Source organism: Miniimonas sp. S16 (genome assembly GCF_057748195.1).
The window spans coordinates 3,542,075-3,557,733 of record NZ_CM173242.1 but is presented as its reverse complement, the minus strand read 5'-3'; the positions used below and the strand labels follow the sequence as shown (position 1 = coordinate 3,557,733).

The window sequence follows — 15,659 nt, the reverse complement described above, 5'->3', positions numbered from 1 at the left end:
CCGTCGGAGCGGCGCCCGAGCACCCCAGCGCATGCTCAGGCCGGCGAACCGGCGAGCGGTGCGGGCTCAGTCGTCCAGCCGGACGAGGATGTAGCCGTCCTCCTCGGAGCGCACCACCTCGTCCGCGCTGGCGGACCTGATCGCCGAGACTTCCGAGAGGGACAGGTCCAGCCGCAGCGGCTCGGTCGTCGAGCCGCGCAGGCCCAGCACCGCGAGGCCGGAGTTCTGCTTCCGGACCTTCTCGTAGAGAGCGAGCAGCCCGGCGTCGATCCCCTCGACGGCGACCGCGCGTCGCCCGGCGATCTCGTCGTGCTGCCGGTCCAGCTCGGCCAGCGCGGCGTCGCGCTCGGCGGTGGTGCGCTCGACGTCGGCGCGCAGCGCCTCGGCCTGCGCGTCCACGGCGGCCAGCGCGCTCTCGGCAGACTCGAGCCGCTCCATCACCTCGATCTCGACGTCCTCGAGAACGCTCTGACGCCGGGCCAGCGCCTCGAGCTCGGCGATCACGGCGACCGAGTCCTTCGCCCCGAACTGCCCGGCGTCGAGCCTGGCCTGGTCGCGCGTGCGTCGCGTGCGCACCTGCTCGACGTCGCCCTCGGCCTTCGCGACCTCGCGGCGCAGGTCCTTCACCTCGGTCTCGGCCAGGAGGCGGGACCGGCTCAGGTCACCCGCGCGGGCGTCGAGCTCGGCGAGCGCGGCGATCGAGGGGTGGGACCGGCGGGCGTGCGCGAGCTTGGCGAGCTGCGTGTCGAGCGCCTGGACGTCCAGGAGCCGGCGCTGGTCGAGTCGGGGGGCAGTGGTCACGCGGGCCTCTCAGGTCGATCGGTCGCCTCGGCCGCCGCGGTGGCGGCCGGATCGGCGCCCACGGACGCGGCCCAGGCATCGGTGCGGGCCGTGCTGACGTGGACCTCCAACCTAGCGCCCCGCGCCTCGGCATCCGCCCGCAGCTGGTCGGCGAGGCCCGGCAGCCACACCCACTCGCTCGCCCAGTGGGCGGCGTCGAGCAGGTACGGCTTCTCGGCGTGCGCGCGGAAGTCCGTGGCCGGGTGGTGGCGCAGGTCGGCGGTGAGGTAGACGTCGACACCGGCCTCGCGCGCCGCTGACAGGAACGAGTCGCCGCTGCCGCCGCACACCGCCACCGTCCGCACGAGCGCGTCGCGGTCCCCCGCGATCCGCACGCCCTGCGCCGTGGCGGGCAGCGCCGCCGCAACCCGGCGCGCGAAGGCGTCCAGCGTCAGCGGCTCGGCGAGCTCGCCCACCCGCCCGGTGCCGGAGCCCGGCAGCGCCGCGGGGTGCGTCGCCGGCACCAGCGGTCGGAGGGTCGCGGGATCGAGCCCGACGGCGAGCGCCAGCGCCTCGGACACCCCACCCGGGGCGTCGTCGGCGTTCGTGTGGGCCGCGTACAGCGCGCAGCCCCCGCGGACGAGGCCGGTGAGCACGCGACCCTTCGCGGTCGTCTCCGCGATCGTCGTGACCCCGCGCAGCAGCAGCGGGTGGTGGACGAGCAGCAGGTCGGCGTCGAGCTCGACGGCCTCGGCCGCGGTGAGCTCGGTGGCCTCGACGGCGAGCAGGACGCGGTGCACCTCACGCGCCGGGTCGCCGACGAGGAGGCCGACGGCGTCCCACTCGGCCGCCGTCGACGGCGGGTAGCGGTCCTCGAGGTCGGACAGGAGATCACTGAGCAGCACGCTGCGAGCCTACGACGGCGTGGCCTGCGCAGGGCGGCATCGGCACAGCTGGCCTGGGCGAGCGACCGACCGGCGAGTACCGTGACGCACGCGCGGCGTCCTCGCTCGTCCGGGCGGAGGCAGCGGATCGCGCTCGAGGGAGCTCCCATGGACGGCGCGACGAACGGTTCGGACCGGATCTCCGCCGTCGAGTTCCACCGGCGCGACGGCGTGGCGGACTGGCGAGTCACCGGCACCGGTCCGCAGGCCGTGTTCCGCGCCACGTCCCTCGTCCACGCGGCGGGCCTCGTGGGTCCGATCGTCGCGGCAGCCGAGCGGTCGGGCGTGCGTCCCGACATCGACGTGCGGCCCGAAGGGGTCGTCGTACGGATCCCGTCCGGCGACGAGAACACGATCGCGGCGGCCGTGGTCGAGTTCGCTGCCGCGGTCTCGCGAGCGGCCGCCGAGCTCGACCTCGCGCCGGATCCGGCGCGGGTCCAGACGATCAACGTGTACGTGGCCCAGCACTCCGGCGCCGACTCACGGCCGTTCTTCCAGGCCGCGCTCGGCTACGACCCGCTGGGCGACACCGACGCCGTCGACCCGCTGCGCTGCGGTCCCCAGCTGGCGTTCAACCCGATCACCGGCGACGCGCCCGGCCGGGGGCGGACTCATCTCGACGTGTTCGTGCCCGCCGACCAGGCGCAGGCGCGCGTGGCGGCGGCACTCGCCGCCGGTGGCCGGATGGCCGATGACTCCTACGCGCCCGCGTGGTGGTCGCTGGCGTCCCCGGAGAACCACGGGGTCGACATCGCGGGGTGGCCCGACACGTCGGAGTGACTCGCCGGCACGAGCCGACCGCTCGTCAGCGAACGCGCGCAAGCGAACGCGCGTCGGGCTCCGCGCCTCAGACGTTGAAACCGATGGCCCGCAGCTGCTCGCGGCCGGACTCGGTGATCTTGTCCGGGCCCCACGGCGGCATCCACACCCAGTTGATCCGCAGTGCGGTGAGCAGGCCGTCGACGGCCTGGGCCGCCTGGTCCTCGATCACGTCCGTGAGCGGACACGCCGCGGAGGTGAGCGTCATGTCCACGGTCGCGGACCCGTCGGGGTCGATGATCACGCCGTAGATCAGCCCGAGGTCGACGACGTTGATGCCGAGCTCGGGGTCGATGACGTCGCGCAGCGCCTCCTCGACGTCGGCGACGTTCGGCACGGTGACGGGCGCTGCGGGCGGGGCCGGCGCAGCGGCCACGTTCTGGTTGGTGCTGGTACTGGACTCGGTGGTCACGGGACTGTCCTCCTACGCGGTGGGGCCGGTGAGGGCCAAGGCGACGGCGTCGCGCAGGGCCATCCAGCCCAGCAGCGCGCACTTGATCCGGGCGGGGAAACGGGCGACGCCGACGAACACCGCGGCGTCCCCCAGAGTCTCCTCCTGCTCCAGCGGCAGCGGGGCGCCGCGGTTGCTCATGAGCGCGCGGAAGGTCTCCGACAGCGCGTCGGCGTCGCGCACCGAGCCCTTCTCCACGAGGTCGGTCAGGACGGACAGCGACGCGCGCGAGATCGAGCAGCCGACCCCGTCCCACGAGACGTGCTCGATGACGGGCGATCCGCCGTCGGGCGCGTCCGCGAGCTGCACGCGCAGCCTCACCTCGTCGCCGCACGTGGGGTTCACCTGGAACGACTCCCCCACCATTGCGGCGCCCGGGTCGGCGTCGAGGAGGCCCTCGCCGTGCCGCTCGCGCGCGTGGTCGAGGATGACCTGCTGGTAGAGCTGCTCGAGACCGCTCATGACGTGGCCAGGCCGAAGTAGGCGCGCACGCCCGCGAGCGCGTCGAGGAACACGTCGAGCTCCGCGGTCGTGGTCGCGACGCCCACCGAGGCGCGCGTCGAGGACGCGACGCCGAGCCGCCGGTGGATGGGCTGGGCGCAGTGGTGACCGACGCGCACGGCCACGCCGGCCGCGTCGAGCACCTGGCCGACGTCGTGCGGGTGCACGCCGTCGACCTCGAAGGCCACGACGCCGAGCCGGTCAACCGCCTGCGTCGGCCCGAGCAACCGCACGTGCGGCACCTGGGCGATCCCGGCGAGCAGGTGCGCGGTGAGCTCCTGCTCGTGCGCGGCGACGGCGTCCATCCCCAGGTCGGAGAGGAACTGGGCCGCGGCGCGCAGGCCGACGGTCTGCGCCACCATCTGGGTGCCCGCCTCGAACCGCTGCGGCGGTGGCAGGTAGGTGGCCTCGGTCATCGTCACGACCTCGACCATCGAGCCGCCGGTCGTCACGGGCGGCAGCGCCTCGAGCAGCGCACGCCGCCCGTACAGCACGCCGATCCCGGTCGGGCCGAGCATCTTGTGGCCGGAGAACGCCGCGAAGTCGACGTCGAGCGCGTGCAGGTCGACCCCGAGGTGCGGCACCGACTGGCACGCGTCGAGCACGACGAGGGCCCCGACGGCGTGCGCGCGGTCCACGACGGCGGCGACGTCGGTCACGGCACCGGTCACGTTCGACGCGTGCGTCACGGCAACGAGCCGGGTGCGCTCGCCCACCACGGTGCCGAGCGCGTCGAGGTCCAGTCGGCCCTCGTCGGTCGCGGGCAGCGGCCGGATCACGGCGCCGGTGCGGGCGGCGAGCTCCTGCCACGGCACGAGGTTGGCGTGGTGCTCCAGCTCGGAGACCACGATCTCGTCCCCCGGCGCGAGCGCGAACCGCTGCGCGGCGACCCCGCCCCGCCCTGCCGTCGCGTTCGACATGGCGTACGCGACGAGGTTGATCGCCGCCGTCGCGTTGGACGTCCAGACGATCTCGTCGTCGTCGGCCCCCACGAAGTCGGCGACGACGCGGCGCGCGTCCTCGAACAGCTCGGTGGCCTCGGCCGCCAGGGTGTGCGCTCCACGGTGCACCGCGGCGTTGGCGGTGAGATAGAAGTCCTGCTCGGCGTCGATGACGCACTCGGGCTTCTGCGACGTCGCCCCCCAGTCGAGGTAGACGAGGTCGTGGCCGTTCACCTGCCGGGTGAGCAGCGGGAAGTCGGCGCGCACGCGCGCGAGCTCAGCCGCGCGCTCGCGCGCGGACGTCGCGACGTCGGGGTTCGCCGTCGTGGTCGTCATGTCGTCTCCTTCCCGCTGATCGAGGCTCGGTCGCCTCAGAGCGCCGAGGCGAGGAAGCGGTCGTAGCCCTCCTCCTCGAGGCGCTCGGCGAGCTCCGGGCCACCCTCCTCGGCCACCCGGCCGTTGACGAACACGTGCACGAAGTCGGGGTGGATGTAGCGCAGGATGCGCGTGTAGTGGGTGATGAGCAGCACGCCAACCTCGCTGGAGCCCTTGAGGCGGTTGACGCCCTCGGACACGATGCGCAGCGCGTCGACGTCGAGGCCGGAGTCGGTCTCGTCGAGCACGGCGAAGGCGGGTCGCAGCAGCTCCATCTGGAGGATCTCGTGGCGCTTCTTCTCACCGCCGGAGAAGCCCTCGTTGACGTTGCGCTGCGCGAACTCGGGGTCCATCCGCAGCTTGTCCATCGCGGTCTTGACCTCACCGGTCCACGTGCGCAGCGCGGGCGCCTTACCGTCGATCGCCGTCTTCGCGGTGCGCAGGAAGTTCGCGACCGTGACGCCCGGCACCTCGACGGGGTACTGCATCGCGAGGAAGAGCCCCGCGCGGGCGCGCTCGTCGACGCTCATGTCGAGCACGTTCTCGCCGTCGAGCAGGATCTCGCCGTCGGTGACCTGGTACTTCGGGTGACCGGCGATGGAGTAGGCGAGCGTGGACTTGCCGGAGCCGTTCGGGCCCATGATCGCGTGGGTCTCACCGCTGTTCACGGTGAGGTCGACGCCGCGCAGGATCGGCTTGGGGCCGTCGTTCGTCTCGACGCTGACGTGCAGGTTCTTGATCTCGAGGGTGGCCATGGCCTTCTCTCTCAGGTGCGGTGGGTTCGGGAGGTCTCGGGTCGACCGGGCGCGTGCGGCCGGTCAGGTGCGGACGGGCGAGTCGACGTCCACGAGGACGATCTCGCCGTCGATGGTGACGGGGTAGGTCGTGACGGGCTGGCTCGCCGGCGGGCCGAGCGGCCGCCCGGTCGTGACGTCGAACCGGGAGCCGTGCTTCCAGCACTCGACGCTGCACACGCCGCGCTCGGTGAGGACGTCGCCGTCGCCCAGCGACGCGCGCCCGTGCGAGCACTCGTCGTCCAGGGCGTACACCGAGCCGTCCTGCGCGCGCACGAGCGCCAGGAGCAGGTCGGACCCGTCGGCGGCGGTGACCGAGACGGTCATCGCGCTGCCGGGGGCGAGGTCGTCGAGGAACGCCGCGCTCTGCGCCGTCACGGGGTGCTCACAGGCCGGTCTCCTCGAGCTCGTGCTCGATCGCCTCGACGAGGCGCTGCTCGACGGCGGGCACGCGGATCTGCTGGATGAGCTCGGCGAAGAAGCCGCGCACCACGAGCCGGCGTGCGGTCTCCTCGGGGATGCCGCGCGCGCGCAGGTAGAAGAGCTGCTCGTCGTCGAAGCGTCCGGTCGCGCTCGCGTGACCGGCGCCCTCGATCTCACCCGTCTCGATCTCGAGGTTCGGCACCGAGTCGGCGCGGGCGCCCTCGGTGAGCACGAGGTTGCGGTTGAGCTCGTAGGTGTCGGTGCCCTCGGCCTCCTTGCGGATCAGCACGTCGCCGATCCACACGCTGCGCGCCCCGGCTCCCTGGAGCGCACCCTTGTAGGTGACCCGCGAGCGGCACCGCGGCGCCGCGTGGTCCACGAACAGCTGGTGCTCGAGGTGCTGACCGGAGTCGGCGAAGTAGAGCCCGAAGAGCTCCACGTCCCCGCCCTCGGCCGCGAACGCCGCGGAGGTGTTGAGACGCACCGCGGTGCCGCCGAGGCTGACCACGGTGCCGCGCAGCCGCGCGTCCCGGCCCAGCCGCGCCACGACCTCGCCCGCGTGCACCGCGCCGGCGTCCCAGCGCTGGAGCAGCACGAGGTCGAGGTGGGCGTTGGCGGCGATGTCGACCGAGACGAACTCGGAGTACGTCGCCGTGCCGACACGGTCGATGACGAGCGTGACCTGCGCGCCCTCGCCGACCTCGACGAGGAGGTGACCGCGCACGTCGTCGCCGCGCCCGGTCAGGGTGATCTCGACGGGCTCGGTGACCTCGGCGTTGCGGGCCACGGCCAGGCGCATCGCGCCGCCGGAGTGCCGGACGGCGAGCGCGCTCGCGCGGTCGCCGGGGGCGCGCACCGAGCGCTCACGCGCCGTCTGCGCGTCGACCTCGTCCAGCGTCACGCCGTCGGGCAGCGTCGGCACGGTCCACTCGAGGTGACCGTCCGCGGCGACGTCGCGCAGCACGGGCGCGAGGTGGTCGACGGGCGAGAACCGCCACTCCTCCTCCGAGCCGGTGATCTCGCCGAACGCCTCGACGTCGAACGTCGCCAGGCGAGCGGCGCGCGACGCCTCGGGAACGGCCGGGCCGCCGTGGGTGTGCGAGGCGTCGGCCGTGGCGCGCGTGTGGTCGGTGGACATGACATCGGTGGTCGTCATCAGCCGACGGCCCCTTCCATCTGCAGCTCGATGAGGCGGTTGAGCTCGAGGGCGTACTCCATCGGGAGCTCGCGCGCGATGGGCTCGACGAACCCGCGCACGATCATCGCCATGGCCTCGGTCTCCTCCATGCCCCGGGACATGAGGTAGAACAGCTGGTCCTCACTCACCTTGGACACCGTCGCCTCGTGACCCATGTGCACGTCGTCCACGCGGACGTCGACGTACGGGTAGGTGTCCGAGCGGGACTCGGTGTCGACCAGCAGCGCGTCGCACAGCACGTTCGACTTGCTCGCCTCGGCCCCCTCGAGCACCTGGACCAGGCCGCGGTAGGACGCGCGGCCGCCGCCGCGGGCGACCGACTTCGACACGATCGAGGACGACGTGTGCGGCGCCATGTGCACCATCTTCGAGCCGGTGTCCTGGTGCTGGTCGGTGCCGGCGAACGCGATCGAGAGCGTCTCGCCACGGGCGTGCTCGCCCATGAGGTAGACGGCCGGGTACTTCATCGTCACCTTGGACCCGATGTTGCCGTCGATCCACTCCATGGTGGCGCCCTGCTCGGCCGTCGCGCGCTTGGTCACGAGGTTGTACACGTTGTTCGACCAGTTCTGGATCGTCGTGTAGCGCACCCGCGCGTCCTTCTTCACGATGATCTCCACCACGGCGGAGTGCAGCGAGTCGCTGGAGTAGATCGGCGCGGTGCAGCCCTCGACGTAGTGCACGTAGGAGCCCTCGTCGGCGATGATCAGCGTCCGCTCGAACTGGCCCATGTTCTCGGTGTTGATCCGGAAGTAGGCCTGGAGCGGGATCTCGACGTGCACGCCCTTGGGGACGTAGACGAACGAGCCGCCCGACCACACCGCGGTGTTGAGCGCGGCGAACTTGTTGTCCCCGGTCGGGATCACCGAGCCGAAGTACTCCTCGAAGATCTCCGGGTGCTCACGAAGTCCCGTGTCGGTGTCGAGGAAGATCACGCCCTGCTTCTCGAGCTCGGCGTTGATCTGGTGGTAGACGACCTCGGACTCGTACTGCGCGGCGACCCCGGCGACGAGGCGCTGCTTCTCCGCCTCGGGGATGCCGAGCCGGTCGTACGTGTTCTTGATGTCCTCGGGCAGCTCGTCCCAGGAGGCGGCCTGCTTCTCGGTGGAGCGCACGAAGTACTTGATGTTGTCGAAGTCGATGCCCGACAGGTCGGCACCCCACTGCGGCATCGGCTTGCGCCCGAACAGCGTGAGGCCGCGCAGACGGCGCTGCAGCATCCACTCCGGTTCGTTCTTGAGCCGCGAGATCTGGCGGACCACGTCCTCGTTCAGGCCGCGGCGCGCGGTGGCGCCGGCGACGTCCCGGTCGTGCCAGCCGTAGCCGTAGTTGCCGATCGACGCGATCGTCTCTTCCTGGGTCATCGGCTGGGCGGTGCCGTTCGGCACGATGCCCACGTCCGTGGTCGGAGTCGTCATGCGGTTCCTTCCTCGTGGTGGCTGGTGCGCGACTGCGCCGGTCGGGGCGTCGCGGAGTGGGTGGTGGGGGCGGACGTGTCCGGGGTCGGCGCCTCCGGGGCCGCGCGGGTGGCAACCGTCGGCACGGGGATCGCCGTCGTGCAGGCGTGCCCGCCCGCGGCGATCGTGGCCAGGCGCTGCACGTGCACGCCGAGCAGCCGCGCGATGAGGCGGGTCTCGGCGTCGCAGAGCTCGGGGAACTCGGCCGCGGCCGTCCGCACCGGGCAGTGACCCTGGCACAGCTGCAGCAGCGTGAGGCCGCCGCGCGAGGTCGACCGGGTCGACGCGGCGTAGCCGTCCGCGGACATCGCGTCCGCGAGTGCGGCGGCTCGCGCGGCGACGTCGGGACCGGCGGCCTCGACGACGGGGCGGTAGGCGCGCTCGATCTCGACGAGCCGCTCCTGCGCGAAGGACGCGACGCCGTCGCGCCCGAGGTGCGCCGCGATGTGGGACAGCGCCTGCGCGGCGAGCGCGCCGGAGCCGTCGGGCAGGTGCAGCTGTGCGGCCGCCGTCGCGACGTACTCGCGCGGCGGGCGTCCGCGCCCGCGGGGCACGTTCCCGACGGCGGGACGCTCGGCGATCTCGCCGGCCGCCACGAGCGCGGTGAGGTGACGGCGGACGCCCGCGGGGGTGAGGTCGACGATCGCCGCGATCCCCGCGGCGTCGATCGGGCCGTGCTCGACGACGAGCGTGCGCACGCGGTCGCGCGTACCGGCGTCGTCTGCTTCGGGGTGCGTCGCCGCGTCGGTCAGCGCGCCGCGGGTGACCACACCGTGCGGGCCGGCACCGGTCGTGGTGAGCGGGAGCGGGGACGCCGCACGAGGTGAGGACACGACGACCACCTCCAGCGACGACGGGCACGACGGGGCCGTGAAAACCCCCGGACTTTGGTAACAGTGTCATGCGGTAAATCCATTCCCGCTAGCAAGGCCAGCCTCACCACACCGCAGGCTGAGGCGGGTCACGTGCGCCGGTCGCGCCGCACAGGTCGCCGAACGCCGCGGCGCGCCCCACCGGCCGCCCTCACGCGAGAGGCCACCAGCAGCCGCCGGAAGGCGGCCCTGCGCCGCAGGGGGCACCACGGGTCTCGCCGCCAGGACGCCACTAGGATCGACAACCGTGCCCGCACCCGCCGCCCTCGAGGTGACCGATCTCGTCGTCACCTACGACGGCCGCCGCGTGGTGGACGACCTCACGTTCCAGGCCGAGGCGGGTCGCATCACGGCGGTCCTCGGACCGAACGGCGCCGGCAAGACCACCACGATCGAGTGCGCCGAGGGCCTGCGGCGCCCCGCCTCCGGCACGATCCGGGTGCTCGGTCACGCCCCCGGGTCGACGCAGGCACGCGCGAGGACGGGCGTGATGCTGCAGGACGGCGGGCTTCCGATGGCGCGCAGCGTCCGCGACGTGCTCGCACTGGCGTGCGCCGTCCGACCGGGGGCGCGCTCGCCCCGCGAGCTCGTCGACCTGCTCGACCTCGCCGCCGTGGAGCGCACGCCCGTCCGACGCCTGTCCGGGGGGCAGCGCCAGCGGCTCGCGTTCGCCGTCGCGATCGCCGCCCGTCCCGACCTCGCCTTCCTCGACGAGCCGAGCGCGGGCCTGGACCCGCACGCCCGGCGCGACGTGTGGTCGCTGGTGCGCGACCTGCGGGAGTCGGGCACCGCCGTCGTGCTCACGACCCATCTCCTGCAGGAGGCCGAGGAGCTCGCGGACGTCGTGCACGTCCTGGACCGCGGTCGGCTCGTCGCGGCCGGCACGCCGCAGGACCTCGTGGCGCGGTACGCGGCGACGGACACCCTGCAGATCACGTTCGCCCGGCGCCCGGCGCCCGGCGAGCTGGCGGCGCTCGGCCGCGCGGCGGCCGCCGGCGCCGTCGAGCGCGACGGCGACGCCGTGCTCGTGCGCGACCTGGGGTCCGACGGCCCGCACGTCACCGCCCGGGTCGCCGCGTGGTGCGCCGACGCCGGACTGGCGATCCTCACGCTGCGCGCCGGGGGCGGCACGCTCGAGCACGCCTACCTCGCGCTCACCGGCCGCCACGAGCTCGACGACGCCGGCTCCCCCGGGCGCCCGGGCGCCGGCGCCTCGGACGGGAGCGCGGCATGACCGCGACCCGTCGCGTCCTCGCCTACGCGCGGTTCGAGGCGATCGGCATCCTGCGCAACGGCGAGCAGCTTCTCGTCGCCGTCGTGCTGCCGGCGCTCGCGCTGCTCGGGCTCGGCGTGGCCACCGTCGTGTCGCTGCCGCTGGACGGCACGAACCGCATCGACCTCATCGCCCCGGGCGTCCTCGCTCTGGCGATCATGTCCTCCTCGTTCACGTCGCAGGCCATCGCGACCGCGTTCGACCGCCGATGGGGCGTGCTGCGCCAGCTGTCCACCACTCCGCTGGGTCCGCGCGGGATCGTGCTCGGCAAGGTGCTCGCGGTGCTCGCGGTGCAGGTGCTGCAGGTCGTCGCGCTGTCCGGCCTCGCCGTCGCCGTCGGCTGGCGTCCGGACCTCGGCGGGCTCGGCGCCGCGCTGCTCACCTGGGTGCTCGGCTCGATCTGCTTCACCTCGCTCGGGCTCCTCGTGGCGGCGCGGCTGCGCGCCGAGGCGGTGCTCGCCGTCGCGAACCTGCTCTGGCTCGCGCTGGCAGCGATCGGCGGCCTCGTCCTGCCCGCCGACGGCGACACGCGGTTCGCCGTGCCGCTCGCCTCGTGGCTGCCCTCGGGCGCGCTCGGCGATGCGATGCGCGCGGCCCTGGTCGACGGCGCGTTCGCCGAGGTCGCCCTCGTCGTGCTGGCGGCGTGGACGGTCACGTGCCTCGCCGCGGCGGCGCGCTGGTTCCGCCCGACCGAGTAGCGCCGGACCGGGCGCCGTGACCGAATCGTTATAGAACGGGATCGGCGTCATTCCTGGCCCGCCGCCCCCGTCGGCGGTGACCGACGAAACCGCCCCGTCACCACCCCTTCACACACCGTGCACGTGGTGACTTATCGTGCGGATCGTGTCCGCTCCGGGCACGACGTCGTGCCCTGATCCCTCGACGCCCTCACCACAAGTGAATCTGGAGGATCGTGTGACCTCACCTCGCACGTCCCGGCGCTGGCTCCCCTCCGTCGCCGCCGCCGCAGTCGCTGCCCTCGTCGCCGGAACCGCTGTCGGCGCGGCCGCCGACCCCACCGCCCTCCCGAGCGCGGGCGCCGTCGAGCGCCCCGACGCCGGCACCCTCGAGAAGAACCAGCTGCTCACCGACTCCGGCACGGTGACGGCATTCGTTCAGCTCGACCTTCCGACCACGCGCGACGTCGCGCCCACCGCCACGCCGAACGCGAGCCAGCAGCGCCAGGCCGACGGCGCCGCGGACGAGATCGCCTCGACCGCCGGCGACGTCGTGGCCGACATCGACGGCGACGTCGAGGAGCTGTACACCACGGTGAACGGGCTCGCCGGCGTGGCGGTCCGCGCCGACGCGGGCGCGCTCGCCGCGCTCGCCGACCGGGACGACGTCGTCTCGATCCGCCCGATCACGTCGATGGAGATCACGAGCAACGGCGGCAGCGACGTGTTCACGCGCACCGCGCAGGTCTGGCAGGACCTCGGAGTCACGGGCGAGGGCCAGACGATCGCCGTGATCGACACCGGCATCGACTACTCGCACGCCTCCTTCAACCCCGACAGCGACCTCGCCTACCCGGCCGACCTCGCGAGCGCGGGCGACTTCTTCACGCGTGACGTGACGTGGCCGCAGGGCAAGGTGATCGGCGGGTGGGACTTCGTCGGCCGCGCCTACACGGGTGGCTACACCGACACCCCGGCCGCGCCGGACCCCAACCCCATGGACGAGAGCCCGGCGGTGTGCACCGACGTGCCGGCCAGCGTCCCGATCGGCGACGGCCACGGCTCCCACGTCGCCGGCACGGCGGCCGGTTACGGCGTGTCCGCGGACGGCACCACGTTCCAGGGCGACTACACCGCGCTGAGCGGCGAGGACCTCCTCGGCATGCAGGTGGGCCCCGGCTCGGCGCCCGCGGCCGACCTCGTGGCGCTCAAGGTGTTCGGCTGCGCGGGCTCGACCGAGTACGTCGGCGCCGCGCTCGACTGGCTGCTCGACCCGACGAACGAGGTGGCCGCCAAGGTCACGGTCGTCAACCTGAGCGTCGGCTCCACCTGGTCGCCCGCGGACGACCCGGAGAACGAGCTCGTCAACCAGCTCGTCGACGCCGGCAAGGTCGTCGTCATCTCCTCGGGCAACTCCGGCGACGTGTTCGACATCGGCGGCTCGCCGGGCAACGCCAACGGCGCCCTCACCGTGGCGAACTCGGTCGGCAACCAGTTCGACCTCGCGGCCGCGAAGATCCGCACCGGAAGCGCCGACGCACCCGACGAGCTCTACGCCGGGCAGTACTCCATCGCGTACCTGTTCCCGAACGGTCCCGTCGGCCCGTCCGAGATCACGACGCTCACGCCGGGGACGCTCGCCTACAACTCCGGCTGCGTGGCCTACACGGACCAGGACAAGGCGAAGGTCGCGGGCAAGACCGTGGTCGTCGCCTGGGACGACGCGGCAGCCGTGCCCTGCGGCTCGGCAGCCCGGACTGACAACGCCGCCGCCGCCGGGGCGGCCGGGATCGTGTTCACCGGTCGCAGCGAGGTCTTCTCCGCCGGTCTGACCGGCGCCGTGACGATCCCGACGTTCCAGCTCACCGGTCCGGGGACCGAGGACCTCCTCACGTACGACCCCGCCACCGGCGTCATCGCGCTGAACGAGCCGACGTGGATCACCTACGACGACACGCTCGGCCTCTCCGTCACCGCCCCGTCGGTCGCGGACACGCTCAACGACTCCTCCTCGCGTGGCGTGCACGGCTCGCTCGGCGTCGCCAAGCCCGACGTCGCGGCGCCCGGCACCACGATCTCGTCGGTCGCCGTCGGCTCCGGCAACGGCTCGAGCATCAAGAGCGGCACGTCGATGGCGGCGCCGCACACGACGGGCATCGCGGCGCTCACGCGCGCGGCGCACCCGGACTGGTCCGCGGCCGAGGTCAAGGCCGCGGTCATGAACGGCGCGAACCACGACGTCACCCTCGACGGTGACGTGTTCGGACCCCAGCGCGTCGGTTCCGGACGCGTGGACGCCGCGAACGCCGTCGGCACGTCGGTCGTCGCGTACTCCGCCGACAACCCGACCGGGGTGTCGCTGAGCTACGGGGTCATCGAGGCGACCGGTCCGGTCTCGCTCACGAAGAAGGTGGAGATCGCGAACAGCGGTGCGTCCGCCGTCACGCTCGGGGTGGCGTACGTGCCGCAGACCGAGGTCGCGGGCATCACCTACACCGTCTCCGCCAGCTCCGTGACGGTCCCCGCGGGCGGCACGGCCACGGTCGACGTGACGCTGTCCATCCCGGACCCGAAGGCCCTGGCCAAGACGGCTGACCCGACGCTGCTGGCCGACCAGGGCCTCGGCCTCCAGCGCGAGTTCCTCGCCACGCCGCAGGGCTGGCTGGAGCTGACCGGCGCGCCGGACGTGGACGGTGCGCTCCGCGTGCCGGTCTCGGCCGTCACCAAGCCGGCGTCGGCGCTCTCGGCGTCGCGCGTCGTGTTCTCCAGCGCCCTGTCCAACGACGCGACGCTCGAGCTCACGGGCACCGGCGTGAACCAGGACGGCTACCTCTCCCTGGTGGCGCCGTTCCAGCTCGGCGCGACGTCGCCCGCGATCGAGGGTGACCTCACGCCGAGCCTGCGCGCGGCCGACCTCGCCGCCGTGGGTGTCGCGCCGTTCTCCTACCAGGCCACCGACGACTACCTCGCGTTCGGCGTGCAGACGCAGGGCCCGTGGGCGACGCTCGGCGGCTCGAACAAGATCGCGATCGAGATCGACACGGGCGGCGCCAACAGCCCGTACACGGTCGGAGTGCAGAAGTACCAGGTCGGCTCCGACTACGTCGACACGACCGTCGTGGGCGTCTGGGACAAGAACGGGAAGAACACGGGCCTGGAGCTGCTCAACAACCTCGACGGGTCGATCGACAGCAACACCTACGACTCCACCGTCGCGGTGCTCCCGGTCTCGCTCGCCTCGATCGGGCTCACCGACGGCGCGACGGCCACGTTCACGTACACCGTCCAGGGCACGTCGTGGCTCGCCAGCGACGTGGTCGACGAGATCGCCGACGTCACGTACGACGGCGCGACCAACCTCCGGTTCGGCGGTGGCCAGGGTCCGGTCTTCGTGGGCGCACCGGTCACGGGGATCTCCGTGCACCGGCCCGTCGCGACGATCACGCCCGCCGCGACGGCCCAGGGCAAGGTCGACGTCGCCGACACCGGGGTGGACGTGCTGCTGCTGTCGCTGCACAACAAGGTCGGCAGCCAGGCGACCGCGCTCGACGTCGTGGACGTCCTCCCGGCACCCCCGGTCGACAAGGTGAAGCCAGAGGTCACCCTGGTCTCGCCCGCCTCGGCCGGGCCGTTCAAGGCGCTCGACCTGCGGGTCGACGCGACCGACGCAGGTGGCCTCAAGAAGATCGTGGCCAACGTCTACCGGGACGGCAAGCTCGTCAAGAGCACGCAGACCGCGTTCAACGGCGAGACCTCCGGCAGTCACACCGCGACCGTGCAGCTGCCCTCGGGCAAGTACACGGTGAAGTACAACGCGCAGGACCTGGCGGGCAACACCTCCCAGACGAAGACCTTCTCGTTCACGATCGACTCCACCAAGCCGACTGTGTCCGTGAAGGGCTGGCCGTACACGTTCGGCTCGCGCGGGGTGTACAGCCTCGTGAGCTTCAAGCTGTACGACGCCGGCAAGATCGACAAGGTCTCCGTCAACGGGGTCGTCAAGGACCTCAGCAACAACACGTGGTCGGACCTCAACTTCGTCCGTCCGGGTGCGTTCGGGGCGATCCGCGGCACCAACACGCTCGTCGTGTACGACGTGGCCGGGAACACGACCACGGTGACCTTCCGCCTGCGGTGACCGACGGCGGTGGTGC

General features: G+C 72.9%; 14 protein-coding genes. 4 read left to right on the top strand and 10 right to left on the bottom strand.

What is annotated here, in order from left to right:
* Nucleotides 1–66 precede the first annotated feature (66 nt).
* Nucleotides 67–801 carry a zinc ribbon domain-containing protein gene (locus tag AC3AQ1_RS15675; protein WP_108719751.1) on the bottom strand — a complete coding sequence of 245 codons (735 nt, stop codon included), beginning with the start codon at nucleotides 799–801 and terminating at the stop codon, nucleotides 67–69.
* Nucleotides 798–1,685 (bottom strand): Nif3-like dinuclear metal center hexameric protein, encoded by an 888-nt coding sequence (locus AC3AQ1_RS15670; protein WP_108719750.1) that lies wholly within the window; start codon nucleotides 1,683–1,685, stop codon nucleotides 798–800. Before AC3AQ1_RS15670 ends, AC3AQ1_RS15675 begins: the two co-directional genes overlap by 4 nt.
* 147 nt (nucleotides 1,686–1,832) lie before the next feature.
* On the opposite strand from AC3AQ1_RS15670, the gene AC3AQ1_RS15665 reads away from it, so the two are divergent.
* Nucleotides 1,833–2,504, top strand: a complete 672-nt coding sequence (locus tag AC3AQ1_RS15665; RefSeq protein ID WP_108719749.1) for a VOC family protein — start codon at nucleotides 1,833–1,835, stop codon at nucleotides 2,502–2,504.
* Between the two features lie 67 nt (nucleotides 2,505–2,571).
* Here AC3AQ1_RS15665 and AC3AQ1_RS15660 read toward each other — a convergent pair whose 3' ends face one another.
* The 8 genes from AC3AQ1_RS15660 to AC3AQ1_RS15625 form a co-directional block, all read right to left on the bottom strand.
* Complete coding sequence (locus tag AC3AQ1_RS15660) at nucleotides 2,572–2,919, bottom strand: metal-sulfur cluster assembly factor (RefSeq protein WP_199916627.1); 348 nt, start codon at nucleotides 2,917–2,919, stop codon at nucleotides 2,572–2,574.
* Nucleotides 2,920–2,967: 48 nt separating this feature from the next.
* The gene (sufU, locus tag AC3AQ1_RS15655) at nucleotides 2,968–3,456 is read right to left on the bottom strand and encodes a Fe-S cluster assembly sulfur transfer protein SufU (protein WP_108719747.1); all 489 of its coding nucleotides are present in this window, start codon (nucleotides 3,454–3,456) and stop codon (nucleotides 2,968–2,970) included.
* Nucleotides 3,453–4,772 carry a SufS family cysteine desulfurase gene (locus tag AC3AQ1_RS15650; protein WP_108719746.1) on the bottom strand — a complete coding sequence of 440 codons (1,320 nt, stop codon included), beginning with the start codon at nucleotides 4,770–4,772 and terminating at the stop codon, nucleotides 3,453–3,455. The genes sufU and AC3AQ1_RS15650 overlap by 4 nt, the downstream gene beginning before the upstream one ends.
* Before the next feature lie 35 nt (nucleotides 4,773–4,807).
* The gene (sufC, locus tag AC3AQ1_RS15645) at nucleotides 4,808–5,566 is read right to left on the bottom strand and encodes a Fe-S cluster assembly ATPase SufC (RefSeq protein WP_108719745.1); all 759 of its coding nucleotides are present in this window, start codon (nucleotides 5,564–5,566) and stop codon (nucleotides 4,808–4,810) included.
* Between the two features lie 63 nt (nucleotides 5,567–5,629).
* The gene (locus tag AC3AQ1_RS15640) at nucleotides 5,630–5,983 is read right to left on the bottom strand and encodes a non-heme iron oxygenase ferredoxin subunit (protein ID WP_108719744.1); all 354 of its coding nucleotides are present in this window, start codon (nucleotides 5,981–5,983) and stop codon (nucleotides 5,630–5,632) included.
* Nucleotides 5,984–5,990: 7 nt separating this feature from the next.
* On the bottom strand, nucleotides 5,991–7,184 hold the full coding sequence (gene sufD / locus AC3AQ1_RS15635) for a Fe-S cluster assembly protein SufD (RefSeq protein ID WP_108719743.1): 1,194 nt from the start codon (nucleotides 7,182–7,184) through the stop codon (nucleotides 5,991–5,993).
* A complete protein-coding gene (gene sufB, locus AC3AQ1_RS15630) occupies nucleotides 7,184–8,644 on the bottom strand; it encodes a Fe-S cluster assembly protein SufB (protein ID WP_108719742.1) in 1,461 nt (486 codons plus the stop codon). The genes sufD and sufB overlap by 1 nt, the downstream gene beginning before the upstream one ends.
* On the bottom strand, nucleotides 8,641–9,516 hold the full coding sequence (locus AC3AQ1_RS15625) for a helix-turn-helix transcriptional regulator (protein WP_199916486.1): 876 nt from the start codon (nucleotides 9,514–9,516) through the stop codon (nucleotides 8,641–8,643). The genes sufB and AC3AQ1_RS15625 overlap by 4 nt, the downstream gene beginning before the upstream one ends.
* A gap of 286 nt (nucleotides 9,517–9,802) precedes the next feature.
* Between AC3AQ1_RS15625 and AC3AQ1_RS15620 the strand changes: the two genes are divergently transcribed.
* The 3 genes from AC3AQ1_RS15620 to AC3AQ1_RS15610 all read left to right on the top strand — a co-directional run bounded on the left by AC3AQ1_RS15620 (nucleotide 9,803) and on the right by AC3AQ1_RS15610 (nucleotide 15,643).
* Nucleotides 9,803–10,789 carry an ABC transporter ATP-binding protein gene (locus tag AC3AQ1_RS15620; protein WP_108719741.1) on the top strand — a complete coding sequence of 329 codons (987 nt, stop codon included), beginning with the start codon at nucleotides 9,803–9,805 and terminating at the stop codon, nucleotides 10,787–10,789.
* Entirely contained in the window at nucleotides 10,786–11,526 is a 741-nt protein-coding gene (locus AC3AQ1_RS15615; protein WP_108719740.1) for an ABC transporter permease, read from the top strand. The genes AC3AQ1_RS15620 and AC3AQ1_RS15615 overlap by 4 nt, the downstream gene beginning before the upstream one ends.
* A gap of 217 nt (nucleotides 11,527–11,743) precedes the next feature.
* Complete coding sequence (locus tag AC3AQ1_RS15610) at nucleotides 11,744–15,643, top strand: S8 family serine peptidase (protein ID WP_108719739.1); 3,900 nt, start codon at nucleotides 11,744–11,746, stop codon at nucleotides 15,641–15,643.
* The last annotated feature ends 16 nt before the right edge of the window (nucleotides 15,644–15,659 follow it).